Origin of the sequence: Planctomyces sp. SH-PL14, assembly GCF_001610835.1 — a bacterium.
GTDB lineage: Bacteria > Planctomycetota > Planctomycetia > Planctomycetales > Planctomycetaceae > Planctomyces_A.
This window is the reverse complement of record NZ_CP011270.1, coordinates 8,413,407-8,434,402: the sequence shown is the minus strand read 5'-3', so window position 1 is coordinate 8,434,402 and position 20,996 is coordinate 8,413,407. Positions and strand designations below refer to the sequence as shown.

At 66.1% G+C, this 20,996-nt stretch carries 13 protein-coding genes and 1 tRNA gene; 8 read left to right on the top strand and 6 right to left on the bottom strand.

Going from position 1 to position 20,996, the window contains the following annotated elements; translation table 11 throughout:
- Positions 1-210: 210 nt before the first annotated feature.
- From VT03_RS32480 to VT03_RS32470, 3 genes are all read left to right on the top strand, one after another.
- Positions 211-1,626, top strand: coding sequence for a flagellin (locus VT03_RS32480; RefSeq protein ID WP_075096850.1), 1,416 nt, complete (start codon positions 211-213; stop codon positions 1,624-1,626).
- Between the two features lie 228 nt (positions 1,627-1,854).
- Positions 1,855-3,837 carry a flagellar filament capping protein FliD gene (fliD, locus tag VT03_RS32475; protein ID WP_075096849.1) on the top strand — a complete coding sequence of 661 codons (1,983 nt, stop codon included), beginning with the start codon at positions 1,855-1,857 and terminating at the stop codon, positions 3,835-3,837.
- A 231-nt stretch (positions 3,838-4,068) separates the two neighbouring features.
- Positions 4,069-4,488 (top strand): flagellar protein FliS, encoded by a 420-nt coding sequence (locus tag VT03_RS32470; RefSeq protein ID WP_075096848.1) that lies wholly within the window; start codon positions 4,069-4,071, stop codon positions 4,486-4,488.
- 406 nt (positions 4,489-4,894) lie between these two features.
- On the opposite strand, the gene VT03_RS32465 is transcribed toward VT03_RS32470, so the two are convergent.
- A complete protein-coding gene (locus VT03_RS32465) occupies positions 4,895-5,977 on the bottom strand; it encodes a sugar kinase (protein WP_075096847.1) in 1,083 nt (360 codons plus the stop codon).
- A 238-nt stretch (positions 5,978-6,215) separates the two neighbouring features.
- Here VT03_RS32465 and VT03_RS32460 point away from each other — a divergent pair.
- Positions 6,216-6,288: transfer RNA gene (locus VT03_RS32460), tRNA-Gly, on the top strand.
- 124 nt (positions 6,289-6,412) lie between these two features.
- The gene (locus VT03_RS32455; RefSeq protein ID WP_082846700.1) at positions 6,413-6,637 is read left to right on the top strand and encodes a DNA gyrase inhibitor YacG; all 225 of its coding nucleotides are present in this window, start codon (positions 6,413-6,415) and stop codon (positions 6,635-6,637) included.
- Between the two features lie 220 nt (positions 6,638-6,857).
- On the opposite strand, the gene VT03_RS32450 is transcribed toward VT03_RS32455, so the two are convergent.
- The 5 genes from VT03_RS32450 to VT03_RS32430 form a co-directional block, all read right to left on the bottom strand.
- Complete coding sequence (locus VT03_RS32450) at positions 6,858-7,520, bottom strand: DUF1080 domain-containing protein (RefSeq protein WP_075096845.1); 663 nt, start codon at positions 7,518-7,520, stop codon at positions 6,858-6,860.
- Between the two features lie 153 nt (positions 7,521-7,673).
- Positions 7,674-8,900: a DUF1573 domain-containing protein gene (locus tag VT03_RS32445; RefSeq protein ID WP_075096844.1), complete on the bottom strand. Its 1,227-nt coding sequence runs from the start codon at positions 8,898-8,900 to the stop codon at positions 7,674-7,676.
- A 148-nt stretch (positions 8,901-9,048) separates the two neighbouring features.
- On the bottom strand, positions 9,049-9,735 hold the full coding sequence (locus VT03_RS32440; protein ID WP_075096843.1) for a queuosine precursor transporter: 687 nt from the start codon (positions 9,733-9,735) through the stop codon (positions 9,049-9,051).
- Positions 9,736-10,276: 541 nt separating this feature from the next.
- Positions 10,277-10,972 (bottom strand): redoxin domain-containing protein, encoded by a 696-nt coding sequence (locus tag VT03_RS32435; RefSeq protein WP_075096842.1) that lies wholly within the window; start codon positions 10,970-10,972, stop codon positions 10,277-10,279.
- A 153-nt stretch (positions 10,973-11,125) separates the two neighbouring features.
- Positions 11,126-13,618 carry a DUF11 domain-containing protein gene (locus VT03_RS32430; protein ID WP_156514938.1) on the bottom strand — a complete coding sequence of 831 codons (2,493 nt, stop codon included), beginning with the start codon at positions 13,616-13,618 and terminating at the stop codon, positions 11,126-11,128.
- Between the two features lie 612 nt (positions 13,619-14,230).
- Between VT03_RS32430 and VT03_RS32425 the strand changes: the two genes are divergently transcribed.
- The 3 genes from VT03_RS32425 (at position 14,231) to VT03_RS32415 (ending at position 20,854) form a co-directional block, all read left to right on the top strand.
- Positions 14,231-15,976: a DUF1598 domain-containing protein gene (locus VT03_RS32425; protein WP_075096840.1), complete on the top strand. Its 1,746-nt coding sequence runs from the start codon at positions 14,231-14,233 to the stop codon at positions 15,974-15,976.
- Positions 15,977-16,453: 477 nt separating this feature from the next.
- Positions 16,454-17,236: an SDR family oxidoreductase gene (locus tag VT03_RS32420; protein ID WP_075096839.1), complete on the top strand. Its 783-nt coding sequence runs from the start codon at positions 16,454-16,456 to the stop codon at positions 17,234-17,236.
- Positions 17,237-17,434: 198 nt separating this feature from the next.
- Positions 17,435-20,854, top strand: a complete 3,420-nt coding sequence (locus VT03_RS32415; RefSeq protein ID WP_075096838.1) for a PSD1 and planctomycete cytochrome C domain-containing protein — start codon at positions 17,435-17,437, stop codon at positions 20,852-20,854.
- The last annotated feature ends 142 nt before the right edge of the window (positions 20,855-20,996 follow it).

Below are 20,996 nucleotides of genomic sequence, written 5' to 3'. Positions count from 1 at the left end.
GTTGCGGTGTTTCGGAGGCATGAACTGGTCTGGAGTGCCGTGGTCGTCACCACTACGGCAGGTGTCAGCATGGAGCGTCATTAATCAGCCTGTGCCCGGCGCGAAGGCGCCCCTGAGGCGGGTTCTCCCCCCTGAGGGTCGCGTTCGTCAGACATCCCCTCGTCACCCGATCCGGAGTGTCGCGGCACGTCGTATCGAAGGAACAAACCCGTGGCTCTTTCCATCACCAACAACGTGTCGTCCCTCAACGCGCAGAACAACCTGACGCGTGCCAACAACTCCCTCGCCCAGTCGGTCGAGCGGTTGTCGTCGGGACTGAAAGTGAACCGCGGGGCTGACGGTCCGGCCGCCCTCGTGATCTCCGAGAAGCAGCGGGCCCAGATCGCCGGCCTGAAGCAGGCGATCGACAACGCCGACAAGGCGGTCTCGCTCGTCCAGACGGCCGAAGGGGCCCTGAACGAAATCAACTCGCTGCTCGTCAAGATCCGCAGCCTGGCGATCGACTCGGCCAACGCCGGGGTGAACGACGCCGACGCCCAGGCGGCCAACCAGGCCGAAATCACGAACGCCCTCGATACGATCAACCGGATCGCAAACAACACGCAGTTCGGCCAGAAGAAGCTCCTGGATGGCTCCTCGGGCATCAAGGGGATCTCGAACGACGCCGACACGACCGTCCTCAAGACGAGCACCGCGACGAAGGCCGGCAACTACGCCGTCGCCGTCACGACCGCCGCCCAGCGGGCGACCGCGACCGCCGGCACGGCTCAGTCGGGCAACCTGGCGGCGGATGAGACCCTGACGGTCAACGGCGTCTCGATCACCCTCGCCTCCGGCCTGTCCCAGGCCCAGGTCGTCAGCCGGATCAACGAGTTCACTACGCAGACCGGCGTCACCGCGGACACGGCTTCCGGTGCGACGCGGCTGTACACGAACCAGTACGGCTCGGCGGCCGACCTGTCGGTCATCTCGAACGTCGCCGCGGGAACGACCAGCAGCGGATTCGGCACGACGCTCGTGACCGACACCGGGGTGGACGTCGTCGGCACGATCGACGGCAGCTCCTTCAACGGGGTCGGCAACGTCCTGACCGCGACCTCGGGCAACGCCAACGGGCTCACGGTCCAGTTCGCCACCTCCGCCACGCCGACGACCAGCGTCACCGGCGCTCAGGGGACCGTCACCGTCACCGACAACTCGCTGGTGTTCCAGATCGGTGCCAACCAGAACCAGACCGCCTCGATCGCGATCAACGCGGTCGGTCCGTCCGGCCTGGGACTCGGCCTCGCGGCCACGGGCAACCAGTTCTCGAACCTGTCGCAGATCGACGTGACCTCGGCCGGCAAGGCCCAGGACGCGATCGGCGTCATCGACGCCGCGATCGACGACATCACGAACCTCCGCGGTGACCTGGGTGCCTTCCAGCAGAACACCCTGAACTCGACGATCAACAACCTCCAGACGACGCTCGAGAACACGGTCAACGCCGAGTCGACGATCCGCGATACGGACTTCGCCGAAGAAATCGCGAACTTCACCAAGAACCAGGTGCTCGTCCAGGCCGGCACCTCGGTCCTGAAGAACGCCAACCAGCAGCCGCAGCTCGTCCTGTCGCTGCTCCAGTAGTCGCCGGAAACGGTCGATAAAACTTGAAGGGGAGTTGTCCACCGCGGGCAACTCCCCTTTTTCCGTGTGGAGCTGTCAGCCGTCTGCGATCGATGAAGACCGGCGACGGTGGGACAACATGTGTGACCCCACACTAGCCCGAAGCGCCAGCGAGGGAATGGACGCATCGTCCCTTGCTGGCGCTTCGGGCGAGTGTGAGCTTCCGAACAGAACCCAGCCTCCGCCGCCATGCCTACGATCGACGGACTCGTCACCGGCATCGACACGCAGGCCATCATCGATGGGTTGCTCGAGGTCCGTAAGACGCAGAAGGACCTGATCACCGCCCGGCAGACGGAGATCCGGACGAAGCAGACGATCTACTCCTCCATCAAGGACCAGATCGGCAACCTCCGCGCGCAGGCGGCGACGCTCGGCAAGGTCCAGAACAACGTCTTCTCGAACCGGACCGTCTCGCTCAGCGACGAGACACTCGCCACCGCGACCGCCTCCAGCACGGCGGCCAGCGGTGTCTACCGCCTCAAGGTGCAGACGCTGGCGCAGGCGCAGCAGATCGCCACCCAGGGGGTCGCGGACGCCGACAGCGAGATCACCCAGGGGACGCTCACCCTCCGCGCCGGATCGCGCTCCCCCGTCACGATCACGATCGACGGAACGAACAACACCCTGTCCGGGCTCGCTTCGGCCATCAACGCCGCGGGGGCCGGTGTGTCGGCCAGCGTCGTCCAGGACGCCTCCGGCGCCCGGCTCGTCGTCAGCTCGGAGAAGACCGGCACCGAGAACGCGATCCAGATCACGAACAACCTCGCCGCTTCCGCCGGGGGGGCGACGAAGCCGGAGTTCGATTTCGACAACCCGGTCCAGGAGGCGCAGGATGCCTCCGTAACGCTCGGCTCGGGGCCAGGAGCGGTGACGGTCACCAGTCAGACCAACCGCGTGTCGAATCTCATCGGCGGGGTGGAGCTCAATCTTCTTGACGCCGATCCGAGCAAGACGCTGACGGTCACGGTCGCCCGCGACTCCCAGGCGGGGGTGAAGGCGGTCCAGGACTTCGTCGACTCGTATAACGCGCTGGCCTCCTTCATCTCCAAGCAGACCGCCTACGACGCCGGGAGCGACAAGGCCAGCCCGCTCCTGGGGGACTCCGAAGTCCGCCGGATCCAGCAGCAGATCCAGAACGGGATCCTGGGCGCCGTGGCGGGCGTATCGGGGAAGGCGAACCGCCTGGCCGCGATCGGCGTCTCCGTCGGGGACGGCGGCCAGCTCGCCTTCAACAGTTCCAAACTGACTTCGATCCTCAACGGGGGGACCGAAGGGGTGACCGGTGACGACGTCCGCCGCCTGTTCGCCCTCGATGGAACGAGCACGAACAGCGGGATCCGGTTCGTCAGCGGGAGCAACCGTACCCGCGATCTGAGCGTCCCCTATCAGGTCAACATCACGCAGGCGGCCGAGCAGGCACAGGTGACGGCGGCGAATCCGTTGTCGGGAACGACCGTCCTGACCTCCGCCAACAACACCTTCTCGGCGACGATCGACGGCCAGTCGACGGGACCGCTGACCCTGTCGGAAGGCTCCTACACGCAGGACCAGATGGCGGCGGAGCTGGAGCGGGTGATCAACGCCGCGCCCGGCCTGAGTGGGCGAACCGTCCGCGTGGCCGCCATCGCCGGGCAGCTTCAGATTACCTCGGCAGCCTACGGTACTTCGTCGGAAGTCCGACTGGCGGCGGGCACGGCCAATACGACGCTCGGGTTCCTCGGGACCGAGAACTCGGTCGGGAAGAACGTCGCCGGGACGTTCGTGGTCGATGGCGTCGAGGAGGAGGCGATCGGTTCCGGCCAGCTCCTGTCCGGGAAGGCGACGAACAAGAACTCCGCGGACCTGCAGGTCCGAGTCACGCTCCCACCCGGGCAGGTCACCGGCGGCGTTGAAGGAGAGATGACGCTCACGCGGGGGCTGGCGGCGAGGCTGGACCAGCTCCTCGGGCAGATGCTCGACCCGGTGACCGGCGACTTTGTCGGGGTCGACAAGCAGTTCCAGGACCGGATCGACCAGATGCAGAAGTCGATCGATCGTCAGCAGGCGCTGTTCGATGCCCAGGAGGCGCGGATCCGGACGCAGTTCACGGCGATGGAGCAGGCGGTCCAGCAGCTGCAGAGCACCGCCTCGCTCGTGGGGTCCCAGCTGGCGGCCCTGACCGACAAGTAGCCCGCGGCGGCGTGATGTTCGGGACGAGAGTGACGCGGGGGAGGGTTGTTCGCGTCGTCCGATCCCTTCCGGAGGTGTCGAAGGCAGGGAAGCGGAGGAGGGGAGCGGGGAACGAGGGTGAGTCTTCCGGCCCCGGGGCCCGGGGAGCCGGATTCCGACAAGAGTTTCCGGGTGGTCCGACGAAGGAATGGGGAGCCAGCGTTAACAATCGCCGCGAAGGCACAGGTGCGAATGAACCGGCAAGTTCAGGCATATCGTCAGGTCAAGGCCCAGGGATGGAGCCGGGTCGACATGGTCCTGGCTCTCTACGACCGAACGATCGCCTCGATCGATGAGGGGCTGGAACGGATCCGCCTCGGCCAGCCGGAGGCCCTGTCCCCGATTCGGGCCCGCGTGCAGCGGTTGCTGCTGGGGCTGATCGAGGGGATGGACATTGCGGGGGACGAGACGAGCCGTCAGATGGCCCGCGTTCTGGTCTTTGCGATGCAGCGGATGGCGGACTCGACGGAACTCAGCTGGAGCGATGCCCGGCGGGTGATTGTTCCGCTGCGTGAGGGTTTTGCGGGGATCCGCGAGGAAGCGATCCGGGGCGAGCAGCAGGGGACGATTCCGCCGCTGGATTGGCGGAAGCCGGTCGCGTGCTCGGCGTAATCCACTTCCTTGCCGACACGGTTCAATAGCTCAAACCCAACGTGCGACGGCAGTCGGGGTCAAGGGGGCAACCCCTTGCCGCCGGAGGCGCTTCCATGAGGAACCGTGGTACGCGACGGATGCCCGCTTTGTGGGACCAGCGTTGAGGTCCCCCCCAAACCACACCGCTCGCTTTGCCATCCCCGCGGAATAGATGAGGGGGCATCCGACACTGTGTCCGCGTCTGGACACGCCCTCCTTCAGACATCACTCGACGGCCAGGCCTCCGGCGGGCAAAGGGGCGTTGCCCCTCTGCACTCCCCACCAGGGGTACCCCCTGGACCCCGGATGACAGACCGCATCTCAACAAAAAAGCCGTCGCAGCTCACGCCGCGACGGCTTCTCTCATTCGCTCTGCGCCAGACGACTACCGCTGAACGCGGGCCGACCCACCCTTCGCCAACTGCTCCACTTCCGGCAGCCGGGCCATCGTGGTGTCGCCAGGGAACGTCGTCAGCAGTGCACCGTGCGCCCAGCCCAGACGCAGCGCCTGCTCCGGATCCTTGCCGCTCAGCAGACCATAGATCATCCCGGCCGCGAACCCGTCGCCGCCGCCGATCCGGTCAACCACGTCCAGCTGCATCGTCGGGCTGACGTATTCCTTCCCTTCAAGCCACAGCACGGCCGCCCAGTCGTGACGGTTCGTCGAATGGACTTCCCGCAACGTCGTGGCCACCGCCTTCACGTTCGGGAACTTCGCCGTCGCCTGCTTGATCATGCCGAAGAACGCCTTCGGGTCGAGCTTCGACGAGGACTCGACGTCCTGGCCCTTCAGCCCCAGACCCTTCTGAAGGTCCTCTTCATTGCCGACCAGCACGTCGACATGCTCAACGATCTTCTGGATCGTCTCCTGACCCTTCTTGTCGCCGCCGACCGACGCCCACAGCTTGGCGCGGTAGTTCAGGTCGAACGAGGTGACGGCGCCGGCCGCCTTGGCCGCCTTCATCCCCTCGATGATGACCTGCGAAGTCGTCTCCGACAGGGCGGCAAAGATCCCGCCCGAGTGGAACCAGCGGACACCCTTGCCGAAGATCTCGGACCAGTTGAAGTCGCCCGGCTTGAGGAGCGCGCCGGCCTCATTGGCACGGTTGTAGAACACGACCGGCGGACGGGCGCCCAGACCCCGGTCGCTGTAGACGGTGGCAATGTTCGGCCCGCGGACACCGTCGTGGTCGAACCACTTGTAGAACGGCTTCACGCCCATCTCCTGGACGCGGCCCTGGACCAGCTCGCCAATGCCGTACTTGACCATCGCGGTCGCCACGCCGGTCTTGAGACCGAAGCAGTCGGCCAGGTTGGCCGCAACGTTGTATTCCCCGCCGGAGACGTGGATGTCGAGCGAGCGGGCCTTGCGGAACGGGAGGATGCCGGGGTCGAGCCGGTGGACCAGGGCTCCCAGCGACAGGAGGTCGAGCTCACAGGCGTCTTTGCGGATGTTGAGGCTGCTCATCGTTCTCTCTCGGGCGATGCGGGGCGGCGGAGGGGCGACGATCGGTCGGCCGGGCTCCGCGGGGGAAATGGCCATTCGAAAACGCGGAAGTTGGCGGCGAGCCCGCGGAAATTCAAGGGCAATTGCGGGGGACGCCGATTTTGGCGGCCTTGGGGCGGAGGTTCCAGCGACCTCCGGAGATCTGCATCGCGTCCCGCTTGTCTGCCGGCGCGGTCCCTGTAGAATCGCCGTACCAACCGCGGGTGTAACTCAGTTGGTAGAGTGACAGCTTCCCAAGCTGTATGTCGAGGGTTCGAATCCCTTCACCCGCTTTTCGTTCCCGTCCGCTCGTTTGTTTCCAGGCCTTTTGCGGAATACGCCGCGTCGGAGCCGTTGAGCGGGAACGGAGCCGCAATCCGATCAGCGGCTTCAAGGATTCTCTTTGGAGGGACGACGATGATCTCCCCCTGTACCTGTCCCATCTGTGGACAGTCGATGACCCCCTCGGCCGCTGACGATTCTCCCTGCTTTCCGTTCTGCTCCGTCCGCTGCAAGCAGATCGACCTCTACCGCTGGACCGAAGGCCAGTACGCGATCGTCGAACCGCTGACGCCGAACGACTTGGACCGGCTGCAGGCCGAGGCGGGCGGTGACGAGGGAGACGAAACTCCCGAGCTCTAGATCGTGCGCGTTGAAGCGATGGCGAGATGGCGTCGCCGACGCGTTGAGCCCGCCAGTCGCAGTCCGGCCCTCTGTCTTGAATCCCGTTGGATTCTTGAAACACAGAGATACGGAGAGCACAGAGACGGCGACACGAGAGAAAGACAGGCCGGTGGAATAGCGCCCGCCTTCATCTGTGGCTCCTTCTCTCTGCCGCAAACGTCTCCCGAACGCCGGCCCGCTACTTCAGTTCCTTGATCCGGATATTACGGAACTGGACCCGATCGCCGTGCCCGAGGAAGCCGACGTGCCCCGACGTCCGCAGGACCCCGGGGTGATCCTTCCCGTCCAGCGCCTTGGGGGTGGCCGCCTGCTGCACATCCCCGTCCACGATCGTCTCTCCATTGAGGACGACTGTGACCCGCGAGCCGACGCAGCGGATCTCCTGCGTGTTCCACTCACCGGCAGGACGCAGATACCCCCGCTTCGCCGGAATCAGCCCGTAGACCGAACCGTGGTACTGGTAGGGGGCGAGCTTGGCGTACTTGGGATCCGGGTTGTCGAGGATCTGGATCTCCATCCCCAGCGTGGCAATGTGCCCCGTCCGCGGAGCCCGGATCCCGACGCCGTTGTTGCCCCCGGGCGGGACCAGGAAGTCGAGCCGCAGGACGAAGTCCCCGTACTCCCGCTCGGTCAGGAGGTTTCCCCCCTTCTCCGGAATGCAGGTGATCGCCCCATCGGCGACTTCGTAACCATCGGTCGACCCCATCCAGCCCTGCAGCGTCCGCCCGTCGAACAGTGGAACGAACCCGTCTTCTTCCGCGGCGCGAAGTCCCGCCGGCAGCGCGATCAGGCAGCCGCAGAGCATTCCCCAGAAGGTCGAGCGGAGAGCCAAAACCGTCATTCGATCAGTCTCCCGTCTGGTCTCGCGTCGGGACCGGCCGAGCGATGCCGCGGCGCCGCAAGAGTGGTTCATCGAATCGAGACGCAGTCGTCGGCTTCCGTCGACAGGCCAGGCCAAACCTGAACCTACGGGAAACCGACGACGGAAAACGTCCTAGTACCCGCGATACATCACGCGGAAGGTCGCTTCGGCGACGTTCGGGTGGTTGGACTTCACCTTCACGACCACCGGGCGGGCGTTGCTGAACTCCGCCTTCGGGGCGCCGGGAAGGATCTCGACCGTCAGCTCGTGCCGCTCCCGGTCGGCAGCCGTGAAGGACTCGTCCTTCTTGGCCGTGATCCGGGCGATGTTCGGCTTGGACTCGATCGTTTCGAACTTGATCTCCTCGCCGGTCTTCGGAAGGAAGATCGAGTACTTGACCGCCTTCCCCTTCGACGTGTCGACGCGGCCCAGGTCAAAGCCCGAATTCACCTGGTCCCAACCGGTGCCGACGACCGTGAAGGGCCCCGTCAGGTGCCCGCCGACATTGATCTCCACCACAGGATGCGTCTCGAGGTTGGTCTTGAGCGTCAGGATTCCCCGCACGGTCCCGACCTTGTCCGACGGAGCGATCTTCCCTTCGACGCGGAAGAGCGCCTTGGCATCGGTGAACTCGGCCGGACGATCGGCCCCCTCGAGCTTCGTCGTCGTCACAGAAATCTGCGGATTGTCCGAAGTCGCTTCGACAATCTCGAACACGTCCGTCTGCGACCCGACCAGGCCCTTGAAGTCGCCTCCGGTTTCGTTTCGGATCAGCCCCAGGGTGTAGGAGGCGGGCTCGGCGATGATGTGCGGGACCACCTTCCCCCGGACGTTGAACGTGAGCTGCGGGTGGTCCGGATCGTTCGACCAGATGTTGACGCTCTTCTGGAACATCTCCTCCGGCGCGATCGGCTTCCAGGTCATCTCGACGAAGGTCTCTTCGCCAGGCTGGACGGTGAGGACCTCCCCCTTCTTGAGGGTCGGCATCGTGCACTTGCACTGGTAACGGCCCTTGGCCAGGGTCAGGGGCGCCTTGCCGGTGTTTCGGACGGAGAACTTGTGGGTCCGCTCTTCGTCGGGAGCCATCGCCCCGAAATCGAACTCGACCGCCTCGGTCGACGCCTGCGGCTTCGCGGCGGCGGTCAGGTCCAGCTTGAACGGGTTTTCGAGGTGAAAGTCCGGGCCCGCGTCGGCGGGGGGAGCTTCCTTCCCGTCGGCCGGGGTCTTGCCGTCGGCATTGGCGACCGGGGGGGCCGCGGCGGGAGCCGGCGTACGGCCGGGGTTCCCTGTGAAGTAGGCCAGGCCGGCGATCGCCGCGACCAGGGCGGCGAACATCGCCAGAACGCTCGTCGTTTTCATGAATGGTCCTCCACGGAACGAATCGGGCGGAATGAAGAGAAAACGCCCAGGCTCAATTATTGAGCCGCGCGGGGCAATTGTCACCCCGGCGGGTGGCGACGGGGCGGGAACCGGGCCGGAACAGCGCGGGGTCGTTCCGGATCTGCGGTCAGTTCTTCAGCGAGAACGGCGTGAAGTTCGTGTCGGTGTCGTAGAAATCCTCGGCTTCGGCCCGCTTGAGGAAATCGACCACGACGTACGTCGCGGGGGTGCAGAGGACCTCCACCAGGACCTTGACTCCCCAGTTGATGAGGATGATCTCGATGAGGGTGTTCGTCTGCCACAGCCCGCCGAACGCCAGGGGATAGAAGATGATGCTGTCGACCGCCTGCCCGACGATCGTCGAGCCGATCGTCCGCATCCACAGGAACTTGCCTCTCGTCCAGATCTTCATCTTCGCCATGACGTAGGAATTGGCGAAGTCGCCGCACCAGAACGCCAGGGGCGAGGCGATCATGATCCGCACGGTGTTGCCGAAGACCATTTCGAGTGCCGGTTGGAGCGCGGCGACGTAGGGGTCGCTCGTCCGGGCGGGGAGCTCGACGATGATCGTCGACATGATGGAGGCGAAGAGCAGGGCGCCGAAGCCGGCCCAGATCACTTTCCGGGAGCGGGCGTATCCGTACACCTCGGTCAGGATGTCGCCGAAGATGTAGCCGATCGGAAAGAACAGGTTTCCGGCGGGGAAGACGAGGGACGAGCCGAAGAACGGGAGGGAGAAGGGGAGTGCGATGAGGCACTGTTTTCCCGGCCCGATCAGATTGGAGCAGAGCAGGACGGTGACGAAGGCCGCCATCACGAGGTCGTAGTATTTGTAGGATCGGTTGCGGTCGTGGGGCGAGCGGTCGGTAGCGGGGGCTGCGGAATGGCTCACGGTTGGTTCCGGCAGGGGGGCGTTTGCGGGTGGGGGGATGGGGCGCGTCGGGATCGTAAGGTGAAGGGATGCCGGGGTCTACGGGAGCGGCCTACTCGGCCGGTCAACCGGGGTCCAGGGGCTCGCCCCTGGTGAGGGATGCAAGGGGGCCTGTGTTGTTTTCTTGGCCCCCTTGCCCGCCGGAGGCCCTCTCGTCGAGAACTGTCTGAAGGAGTACGGGTCCAAGCGCGGACACCGTGCCGTATGCCCCCTCACCTAACCTGCGGGGATTGCAAGGCCCGCGATGTAGTGTGTGGAGTCCTCATAGCTGGTTCCACAAAGCGGACGTCCGTTGTGTCCCACGGTTCCTCATCGAAGCGCCTCCGGCGGCAAGGGGTTGCCCCCTTGACCCCGGCTGCCGTGGCACGTTGGGTTTGAGCTAGCGAGCCGTGCCGGCAAGGACGCGGTTCAAGCCAGCGAAAGGCTATTTCGACTCCCCCGGCCCGGCAGCTCCCTCAGCGGCATCCGGCCAGTTCCCACGCAGAATCGCGTCGATCGTCGCCTCAGGATCGACCACCGGACGCGGCAGCAGCCCGCGAGCCGGAACGAGCCCCGCCCGGTCGACAACGAACACCCCGGTCTTGAGCTCCTCGGAACGGTTGTCCGCCAGCCCCCACGCGCGATGCGCCGGATAGGTCGTGTGACCGTTCGGATCGACATCCATCAACACCGGGAACGGAAACCGCTTCCCCGAGATCTCCTCCGACTTCGTAATCGCAAACGGCGACGCGGCGCTGATGGCGATCGGCTGCACCCCCTGTCCCAGCAGGGCCGCATGGTCCTTGAGCAGCCGGGCCACGATCGGATCGGTGTGGGCCGGCTTCGTCCCGTCAAAGAAGACAATCAGGAGCTTCGTCCGCCCCAGATACGCCTCCAGCTTCACCATGTGCCGGTGCTGGTCGGTCAGGATCGACCGGGGAGCAGCCATCATCGCTCCCCGCTCCGGGATGGCGCCGGGACCGGGGAGCCCGGAGTCGATCCGGATCCGCCAGATCACGAGCACCGCGATCAGGATCCCCGCAACGGGAAGGACGTACTTCCGAAACAGGTCGGAGGCCGAAGACGGGTTTTCCTTCGGGGAAACCGAAGGGGGAGGCGGAGCGGGCGAAGACGAAGACATGAGCGGCGGGCGCGGCGACAGCGGTTTGGAACAACCGCCGAGTATAACCGGATCGCAGGACCGAAGAGGAACGGCCCGCAACTCTTGCCCCGCCAACAAAAAAACCGCAGGGTGAAAACCCTGCGGTTCGGTGAGCTGTGCGGAGATCCGCGATCACTCGTAGAACTTCGTCAGCTCGTCGGCGACGATCGGTTCCGAGATCGAGTCGCTCGTCAGGCGGGACCGGACCCGGACGCTGCCGGATCCCTGCCCCTTGACCTTCACCAGGAAGGTACAGGTCTGGCCCGGGCCGACGTCGCCCACGGGGGCGAAGACGATCGAGTGCTTCTCGGTGGCGTGCTTGGTCGGTCCGTTGGCACTGAGGAGGGTAAGCCCCTCCGGCAGTTCCAGCGAAAGGCCGACGTTCGTCGCACCGGCGGAGCCTTCGTTCTTGATCTTGATCTCGTAGGCCGCTTCCACACCGACTTCGACCGGATCGTCGAGGTCGCGGATGCTGAGGACGAGGGCCGGAGAGCCTTCGACACGGGCCCGGAACTGGGCATCGCTCACCGCCCCGGCGTCGGACGTCGCCCGGACGAAGTGCGTGTGCTCACCCGCCTTGCTGGCGACGAGCGTCACTTCCAGGTCGGACTTCTGTCCCTGGTCGAGATGGCCGACGAACCAGTTCACGAGGCGGTTGTTCGGATCGTAGGTCGCCCCGCGGCCGGCGGAGACGAAGTCGAACCCTTCGGGAATCTTGTGCATGACGCGGACGTTGTCCGTCGCCACTGAACCGCTGTTCTGGACGGAGACCGAGAACGCCCCCTGGCGGCCGAGGTACCGCAGGCCGGGGCCGTCGATGGCGGTTTTGAGCTGCGGGGCGATGACGGCGACTTCCGACGAGGCGGACTCCGCCAGGTCGGCGTCCGCGATGGCCCGGACCTGCAGCTTGTGCTGGCCGCCGGCGATCGCCGCACAGGCGAGCCGGACGTTGCGGGTTTCGCCCGGGTTGAGCGAACCGAGGTCCATCACCAGCCGTCCGCCGCGGACGTGCTCGAGGCCTTCGGGGATGACCGCTTCAATCTTGACGTTCGTCGCGATGCCGGTCCCCGGGTTGGTGACGAGGACCGTGTGCGGGGCGGGCTCGCCGATCATGACCTGCTTCGGTCCTTCGACCTTGATCGCAAGGAGCGGCTCGGCGACCGTAAAGGCGTTCTTGGCGGTGCCGGAGAACCGGACGCGGGCGTCGGTCTCGATCTGGCCCCGCTGGAGGGGGACCAGCTTGACGGCGATGATCCGCTCTTCGCCGGCGGCGAGGGAGTCCATCTTCCAGCCAAGGAAGCCGGTCTGCGAGCTCGGCTTCGGCTCGGCGCTGACGAGGCGGACGTTCTTGGGGAAGGTCGCTTCGATCTCAAGGCCCGAGGCGGCGGCGGTCCCGTCGTTCTTGACGACGAGCTCACACGTGCACTCCTGGCCGATGTTGATCGCGCCGGTCGCCCGCCAGGTTGTGGTGACGTTGGGGGCGCCCTGGGCCGCGGTCGAATGCGAGGTCGCCGGACGAAGGGCCGGCTCCGAGGGACGGTGTTCCGCCACCGTCCGCGGGGCGAAGGCCGGACGCGATTCCGCCGCGGGGCGGGTCGTTTCCGGGAGTCCGCCGGACTTGCTGAACGAGACCGTCGACTTCTTCTGCGGGAAGCCGCTCGGCGTTGTCGGCGAAGCGGTGGCGGCCGGCGGATCGATGTCGATCGGCGTCGTCAGCTTCGACGAGGTGGCGGCGGCGGTCGTGGCCGGCGTGGCGGCGATGGGCTTCCGCGAAGGGATGAACGAGGAGCGGGGACCCGGTGCGGTCGGCGTCGCGGCGGCCGTGGTCTCCGGCTGGCTCGACTCTTCCGCCGCGGCGGGGCTCAGACGGGTGTACTTCGAAGCGGCACGGGCCGGCGGGGCAGCCGGAGCGGCAACCGTTTCGGTTTCCACCGGCCGGTTACGGGCCCACGGAGCGGCCGAAGGCGGCGAAGCCGGAGCAGCGGTGCGGGCCGGGTAGGCGGCCGACTCACCGGCAACCTGCTGGATCCCCTTGCCCCCTGCGAAGGCTTCGACATCCGTATCGAGCGAGAGGTTCTTTTCGGCGGAGTCCGCGACGGCGGGCTCCACTTTCGAGCCCATGGACCTGAGCGCCGCGTCGCTCGGGCGGGAGGTGGCCTTGGAGGAGAGTTTCGCTTCCGAGCCGGCGGAGGCGTTCAGCATCCGGACGAACTCGGCGTCGAGGTCATCCTTGCGGTCGAAGGCGTCCTTCGACTCCTCTTTGGAGGCGGCGGTCTTCGGCGCGGCGGCGGGAGGCGCGGTCTTGGTGACCATTCCCTTCGAGGGGCCGTTCGGGCTGGCAAGAGGGGACTTGCTGGCCGGCGTTTTGGCGGCGGCGGTCGAGGCCGGGGCGGCCGGCTTCGTGGAGACAGCCGCTTCTTCCTCTTCTTCTCCGAAGAGTTCGTCGGCGTAGTTCTTCAGGCCGCGGGTCTTGGCGCGGTCCGTTGTGTCGGTGGGGGCCGCCGTCTTCGGGGCCTGGGTCAGCCGGGTCCGGCCGGCCGGTTCGGCGGCGACTCCGGTGCGAGCTGCCAGCCCCGCCGCGCCCGCCGCTCCAAACACTGCAACAACCCAGGCAATCCTTCGCATGGCTGACTCCTGTCAATACGTGGGTCCGCTGCCAACTTCAGGTGCGGGCAGGGAGAAGGCGGACCTTCGGGCGAACGAACTCAGGTCAGGCGAACCGCGGCACGGCTGCGACCGTCGAAAGAGAACTCACCGTTTCTCGGTATCGGTTGCTCCGACTGCAGAGTTGATGCGAATCGGGCAAACGGGGGAAACTTTGCCGTTTATTTCGGTTTTTCCATCTTCGCGGCAACGGGAGCCGTCGGTTTCGCCGGAATTTCTCCAGGCAGGCCGCTGAATCCGCCGGAGCGTGTCCCACGAGCGACGAGGGGCCGGCCTCTTGACCCCGAACGGCCTCGGGGCGGTTGCGGATTACGGCCCGCGTGTCGCGTGCATCCGCTCGATTCCGGACGATCCGCGCGACTCTCCCCTCGTCGCATTTGAGGGGTATGCACGTTCTTACGACGCGGACCCCGAAACGTCGGCCCCACCGGGTGAATTGAGAGAAAGTGCTTGCAAACGGGGAGTCGACCCGACGATGCTTATGCTGTGCGCCTCCGTTCCGTGGTCTGCGCGCATTGCCTGTCCTGCCATTCTTGACTGTTGTCCCTGTTGCGCCCTTCGCCGGAGATCCCCATGCCGAAGAATCCCTGGAGCCGCCTGCTGCAGCGTGCGTTTGTGGGAACGTCGCTCTCCATGGTCCTTTGTGCGGGACTCACGCCGGCTTCCGGAGCGGAAATGAACCTGGCGGCCCGCGTCCGCGGTTTCATCGCCGCCGGCGAGTTCGGGTCGGCCCTGAATGCGGCCGAGTCCGCCAAGGATCCGGCCCAGCGGAACGCCCTGATCCGCGAAGTCGCTGAAACGCAGCTCGCCCTCGGCGACACGTTCGGCGCCGTCCGGAGTGCCAGCCGCTACACGTCGGGACCGGCCCGCGTCGCCACCGAAGGACAGGCCGCCCAGCAGGACTCGCTCAAGGGGGGCTTCGGCGCGAACTTCCAGCCCCTGATGGACCTGATTCAGCAGGAAACCGGCGGCGTGACCGGCCCCTGGGACGCGGATGAGCCCGGCACCGGCACGATCTCGTCGTTCGAAAGCGGGGTGCGGGTCGATCCCCAGGGGATCCTGAGCCGCGTCAGCCGCGAAGAGAAGAGCGGCCGTCTCGAAGCCCTCGGCATCCGCGCCCGTGAAGCGGACCTCAATCCGGACATCGCCGCCGTCTCGAAGCTGCGGATGGTCTCGCTGACCCGTCTCGAGAAGGAAGTCGCCCGGTCGATCGAAGCGGGTGAGCCGGTCGTCGAATCGATGCGGCAGCTCGCCGGTCTCTCCGAAATTCAGTACGTCTTCGTCTACCCGGAAGCGGGTGAAGTCGTCCTCGCCGGTCCGGCCGAAGGCTGGCGGTACAACGAAAGCGGAATGCCGGTCGGGACCGGAAGTGGCAAGCCGACCCTCCAGCTCGACGACCTCGTGACCGTCCTGCGGACGTTCTCCGAAGGGGGCCAGAACATCTTCGGATGCTCGATCGACCCCAAGGCGGACAAGCTCAAGGAAGTCAAATCGTTCGTCGAAGCCTCGCAGGCCAAGGGACCGCTCGAGCCGTCGCAGGTCCGGGGCTGGGCGCAGAAGATCGGCCAGACCCTCGGCCGCCAGGACATCTCGATCTACGGTGTCCCGCAGGACTCCCGCGTCGCCCGCGTGATCCTGGAAGCCGACTATGAAATGAAGCTGATCGGAATCGGCAAGGTGGAAGGGGGCTCGAACGTTCCCGACTACTTCGAGCTGCTCCGCAAGAACCCGGCCGCTGCGGCCGGGAGCCTCGACGCTCTCCGGTGGTGGCTCTCGATCAAGTCGGACGAAGTCCTCCACAGCCCGGACCACAGCGCGTTCGAGATCCGTGGGACATCGGTCCGCTGCCAGTCGGAGAATCAGTTCCTGACCGAGACCGGCAAGCGGGTCCAGACCGGCAAGGCCGAACCGGTCAACCAGCAGTTCGCCAAGAACTTCACGGAACACTTCGCCGACCTGGCTCAGCGTGAGCATGTTTTCGCGGACCTGGAAGGTGTTTTCGATCTGGCCCTGACGGCCGCTCTCATTGAGCGGGAAGACGTTGACGGCCGGATCGGCTGGGACCGTGGTGTGTTCGCTCCTGGCGGGGCGTACCAGACCGCTCGCTTCGGCACGCCGAAAGAAGTCGACACCGTCGTGAATCACCGGGTCATGAACGGCAAGGACGTGGTCGTCCAGGTCGCCGGCGGGGTCCGGGTTGATGTCGCCTCGGCGATGGAAGCGGCCGGCCAGAAGGAGAGCGCGGCTCTGAGCGGTGTGGCGACGACGGCTCGTCCGTCCGAGCTGCCGGAAGGTCGCTGGTGGTGGGACGCGAAGTAAGTTCGCTCTCAGAAGAGAACATTCGACGGGGATGGCCGATGCCGGCCTTCCCCGTTTTCGTTTTCAAACCACGTCCTTGCCGGCACGACTCGTTAGCTCAAGCCCATTGTGCGACGGCCGCTGGGGTCAAGGGGGTCTCACCCCCTTGCCGTCGGAGGCACTTCCATGAGGAACCGTGGCACGCAACGGACATCCCCTTTGTGGGACAGGCGTTGAGAACTCCCTCACCCCAGACCGCTCGCTTTGGACTCCTCGCCTCTTAGGTAAGGGGGCATCCGGCACGCCGTCCGCGCCTGGATACTCACTCCTTCAGATATCTCTCGACGAGAGGCCTCCGGCGGGCAAGAGGGCGTTGCCCCCTTGCATCCCCCACCAGGGTGCCCCTGGACCCGGTGAAGTGGCGCTTGCGGTTCCAACGTGGTATGCACCGCTGTAGAGTCCGACTTCTGGCAACGGACTGGGAAGCGAGCAAACCAAATGGACTGGAAAGACAAGGTCGTCGTCGTCACCGGCGCAGCAGGCGGAATCGGACGCGCCCTCTGCCGCCGCATCCACGCCGAACAGGTCCGCGGAATCGTCGTCTCCGACCTCGACCCCTCCGCCACTGAAGCCTGCGCTACCGACGTCGGAGGCCTCGCCGTCCCCGCCGATGTCAGCAACGAATCGGACATCCAGTCCCTCATCCGCCAGGCTGAAGACGCGCTCGGCCCCGTCGACATCTTCATCTCCAACGCTGGGATCACCGTCAAAGGGGGAGTCGACGTCCTCGATCCCGACTGGACCCGGCTCTGGAACGTCAACGTGATGGCCCACGTCTACGCCAGCCGGGCCCTCCTTCCCGCCATGGTCCAGCGCGGCTCCGGCTACCTCATCAACGTCGCCTCCGCCGCGGGAGTCCTCACCGAGATCGGCTCCGCTCCCTACTCGGTCACCAAGCACGGCGCCGTCGCCCTCGCCGAGTGGCTCTCAGTCCACTACCAGAAAAAGGGGATCAAGGTCTCCTGCGTCTGCCCCGCCGGCGTGGCAACACCGTTCCTCGACCTCTCCGACCCGATCCACCAGTTCCTGCAAATGAGCGCCGTCACCCCGGAGCACGTCGCCGAGTGCATCATCCAGGGGGTGAAGGACGAAAAGTTCCTGATCCTGCCGCATCCTGAAGTGGCGGAGTTCTTCGCGTTCAAGACGCAGGACTACGATCGCTGGCTCAAAAACTTCGCCCGCGTCCACGAGAAGATCGAAAAGAAGCGACAGAAAATGTAGCCGTCTCGCTCCGCGAGATGAGCTCCCAGGCGGCGCCCTCAACACGCCACCGCGATTCACTCTCGCAGGAACGGAGTCGCCGCTCCCCGTTGAAGACGCGGATCGTGGGCTCATCACGCGGAGTGAGATGGCGATCCGGCCCTATCGCAGCCGACGCATCAGGCGGGTAACATGTGTGGTCTCTTCCGGAGATCGTGCATGAAGTGGTGTTTCAGACTGCTGGCCCTCGCCTCGCTTCTGGGCGGCGGTTCCCTGCCAGCCGCAGACGAAGCGGCGACCTTCGCTCCGGAGCAGGTCGAGTTCTTCGAGAAAGAGATCCGTCCCGCGCTGATCGAACACTGTGGGAAGTGCCACACCGGAGACCAGCAGAAGGGGGGCCTGAGCCTCACCTCGCGGGACGCGCTCCTCAAAGGGGGCGACTCCGGTCCCGCCATCGTGCCCGGAAAGCCGGACGAGAGCGAACTCCTCAAGGCCCTCAACTACGACCCCGCCGGCTACCAGATGCCACCGTCGGGAAAGCTTCCTGATGAACTGGTGGCGAAGTTCACCACCTGGGTCCAGATGGGAGCGCCGTGGCCGAAGGACCGAAACGTGGCACAGGCCGGCGGCGCCGCGTGGCCCGAGCTCTTTGCCAAGCGGTCCCAATACTGGGCGTTTCAACCGCTGACCCGTCCCGTTCCGCCGACGGTCTCGAATCCGGAGTGGTCCCGGACGCCCATCGACCGCTTCGTTCTCCAGGGACTCGACCGTGCGGAACTCCGTCCGGCGGCGGAGACCGACCGCCGCACCTGGCTGCGGCGCGCAAGCTACTACGCGACCGGCCTCCCACCGAAGCCGGCCGAGATCGACGCGTTCCTGTCGGACCAGTCTGCGGATGCCTATGAGCGGGTGGTCGACCGGCTTCTCGCCTCGCCGCACTTCGGCGAGCGGTGGGGACGTCACTGGCTTGACCTCGCCCGCTACGCCGAGTCCCGCGGTCACGAGTTCGACTATGACGTGGCGAACCCCTGGCCCTATCGCGACTTCGTGATCCGGGCCATGAACGAGGATGTCCCCTACGACCGCTTCGTCGTCGAGCAGGTTGCCGGCGACCTGCTGCCGGTCCCGGCTGCGGCGAATCCGGCAAACGAACGCTACCCCGCCCGGTTCGATCGAATGAGCGGTTCGAACGAGTCGCTGGTCGCGACCGGCTTCTGGCTCTTCGGCGAGTGGGTCCATTCGCCCGTCGACATCCGCAAGGAAGAGGCGGAGCGGTTCGACAACATGCTCGACGTCTACGGCAAGACATTCCTCGGGCTGACGATCGCGTGCGCGCGGTGCCACGACCACAAATTCGACCCGATCTCCCAGCGGGACTACTACGCTCTCTCCGGCTACCTCCAGAGCTGCTCCTACGCCCAGCGCCCCTACAACACGCTCGGGGACAACCTCGCGATCCAGGCCCGGCTGGCGGATCTCGATCGCCGGGGCGGAGCCGCGATTGCAACCGCGATTCGGGAGGCTGCGGAGCCAGTCACCGCGCGTCTCGATGAGTACCTCCTGGCCGCGCGAGCGATCCTGAAGCAGGAGGGCCGCGCCGAGGGAGCACCGCTCGACGACGCCCGGATCGAAGCCGAGGCCAAGACCCGTTTGCTTGACCCGCGGGTGGTGCGGGCCTGGAGCCAGCATCTGGCGTCACTCCCCGCCGAAGCGAATGGTCCCTTCTCTTGGCTGAGTGCAGCGACCCCATGGGACGACCTCCCGGCGGCAGGGGCCGAACGCGAGTCGACGCTGGCAATGCGTCTCAAGTCGCTCGCTCCGGCTCCAGCCGACGACGGCCCCGGAATCCGCGTCCTCGCCGCCGACGGCGCCGCCTTCTCGATCGCCGGACCGTCGCGGGATGCAGACCGTACTTGGCTCGGAACAGACGCGACTTCCTTCCTGCGGCTGATCCCCGCCCGCGACGAATCGTGCATCGACCCGGACTTCGCGGACACGCGGACGGCGCCGGGAGTGATGAACGAGCCAGGAGCTGTCGGACGAACGCCGCGCGGCGGACGGACGCTCCGGACGGAGTCCTTCCTGATCGAGACCGACCGGATCGCCTGCTGGATCCGTGGCGGGTGCAGCACCTATCTGTCGGTCGACTCCCACATCACGATCAACGGCCCCCTGCATGGACGGCTCATCCAGGAACACGCCGCGGACGTGAAGTGGCACTGGATCGACGTTGACACTTCTCGGTACCGCGGCCACAAGGCCCATCTTGAGTTCCTCATTCCCGCCGGCGCGGACTTCGGCGTCCGCCGCGTGACGCAGACAACGAACAAACCGGCCGCTCCATTCCCGCCGGGAGCCGAGCAGCCCGAGGTCCGACTCAAGACCGCCCTGCGGAACGAACGCCCGGCAACGCTTGAGGCGGCGGCCCGAGTCGCCAAGTCGCTGTGGAGCCAACAGACGGACCTCCGGCTGGCAGACTGGATGCTCCGTCATCCGGCCCTCTTTGGCCTCGTGTGGACCGACGATCGCCCACGTATCGCGGAAGCCGCCGAGCCGTTCCTGGCCGAGCGGCAGCGTCTCGTCAGCCAGATCCGCCGGGAGTCGCAACTCGCTCCCTGCCTCCTCGATGGTTCCGCCGAAGACGAACCGCTCCACGTCCGCGGCAATCCCGGCAAACCGGGAGACGTCGTGCCGCGGCGGTTCCTCGAAGTCTTTGCCGGCCGCGGCCTCGATGCAGCCGAGGCGGGAAGCGGTCGGCTGCCGCTGGCCCTGCAGATGGTCGACCCGGCTCAGACGCCGATCCTGGCTCGTGTCATCGTGAACCGCCTGTGGCACCATGCCTTCGGCCGCGGTCTCGTCCCAACCGTCGACGACTTCGGCCACATGGGGCAGCCGCCTTCCCATCCGGAGCTGCTCGACTGGCTCGCCACGGAGCTCGTCCGCCGCAACTGGTCCCTCAAGGAGCTGCACCGGATGATCCTGCTCTCCGCGACGTTCCGGATGCAGACCATCAACAACCCCGCCACCGCGTCACACATCGAGCAGGTCGATCCCCAGAACCTCCTTCTGCACCGGATGAACGTCCTGCGGATTGAGGGAGAGTCGATCCGCGACGCCGTCCTGGCGATTTCTGGCCGGCTCGACGAGCGGCTGTACGGCGCCAGCACTCCGATTCACCTGACGTCGTTCCTGGAAGGGCGGGGGCGTCCCGGCACATCCGGCCCCGTCGATGGCGAAGGCCGGCGATCGCTGTACCTCTCGATCCGCCGGAACTTCCAGGAGCCCTTCCTCGTGGCGTTCGATTTCCCGACGCCGCACACGAGCATCGGCCGCCGCAGCGTCTCCAACGTCCCGGCCCAAGCCCTCGCGCTCCTCAACAACCCGCTCATCCAGGAGCAGACCCGTCGCTGGGCCACGAACCTGTCGCGGGACAATGGCTCCGCGTCCATCGAGTCGCGGATTCAGGCGATGTACGAGTCCACCTACGCCCGCCTGCCAACGGACGCCGAGATCTCCCTCGCCCGCGACTTCCTGACCGCAGCCGCGGCGGATCTCAACACATCGCCCGACTCCGAAGCGGTCTGGGCCGAACTCTGCCACGCCCTGATCAACGCCAAAGAGTTCGTCTATCTCCGGTAGGGCGTCGCCCAGAAGAGTTAAACACCAAGACACCAAGAAGGCACAAAGACCACAAAGGAGCCCGACCAGCGAGGCGACCTTGGTGCTCTTGGGGCAACCTTTGTGTCTTGGTGTTTAACGCATTTCTCAACGCGGTAAGGCG

What these genes read in the sequence shown, in the direction of transcription:
- fliD (WP_075096849.1), top strand. Translation starts at nt 1,855, where the DNA reads ATGCCTACGATCGACGGACTCGTCACCGGCATCGACACGCAGGCCATC.
- VT03_RS32470 (WP_075096848.1), top strand. Translation starts at nt 4,069, where the DNA reads ATGAACCGGCAAGTTCAGGCATATCGTCAGGTCAAGGCCCAGGGATGG.
- VT03_RS32465 (WP_075096847.1), bottom strand. Translation starts at nt 5,977, where the DNA reads ATGAGCAGCCTCAACATCCGCAAAGACGCCTGTGAGCTCGACCTCCTG.
- VT03_RS32455 (WP_082846700.1), top strand. Translation starts at nt 6,413, where the DNA reads ATGATCTCCCCCTGTACCTGTCCCATCTGTGGACAGTCGATGACCCCC.
- VT03_RS32450 (WP_075096845.1), bottom strand. Translation starts at nt 7,520, where the DNA reads ATGACGGTTTTGGCTCTCCGCTCGACCTTCTGGGGAATGCTCTGCGGC.
- VT03_RS32445 (WP_075096844.1), bottom strand. Translation starts at nt 8,900, where the DNA reads ATGAAAACGACGAGCGTTCTGGCGATGTTCGCCGCCCTGGTCGCGGCG.
- VT03_RS32440 (WP_075096843.1), bottom strand. Translation starts at nt 9,735, where the DNA reads ATGGCGGCCTTCGTCACCGTCCTGCTCTGCTCCAATCTGATCGGGCCG.
- VT03_RS32435 (WP_075096842.1), bottom strand. Translation starts at nt 10,972, where the DNA reads ATGTCTTCGTCTTCGCCCGCTCCGCCTCCCCCTTCGGTTTCCCCGAAG.
- VT03_RS32430 (WP_156514938.1), bottom strand. Translation starts at nt 13,618, where the DNA reads ATGCGAAGGATTGCCTGGGTTGTTGCAGTGTTTGGAGCGGCGGGCGCG.
- VT03_RS32425 (WP_075096840.1), top strand. Translation starts at nt 14,231, where the DNA reads ATGCCGAAGAATCCCTGGAGCCGCCTGCTGCAGCGTGCGTTTGTGGGA.
- VT03_RS32420 (WP_075096839.1), top strand. Translation starts at nt 16,454, where the DNA reads ATGGACTGGAAAGACAAGGTCGTCGTCGTCACCGGCGCAGCAGGCGGA.
- VT03_RS32415 (WP_075096838.1), top strand. Translation starts at nt 17,435, where the DNA reads ATGAAGTGGTGTTTCAGACTGCTGGCCCTCGCCTCGCTTCTGGGCGGC.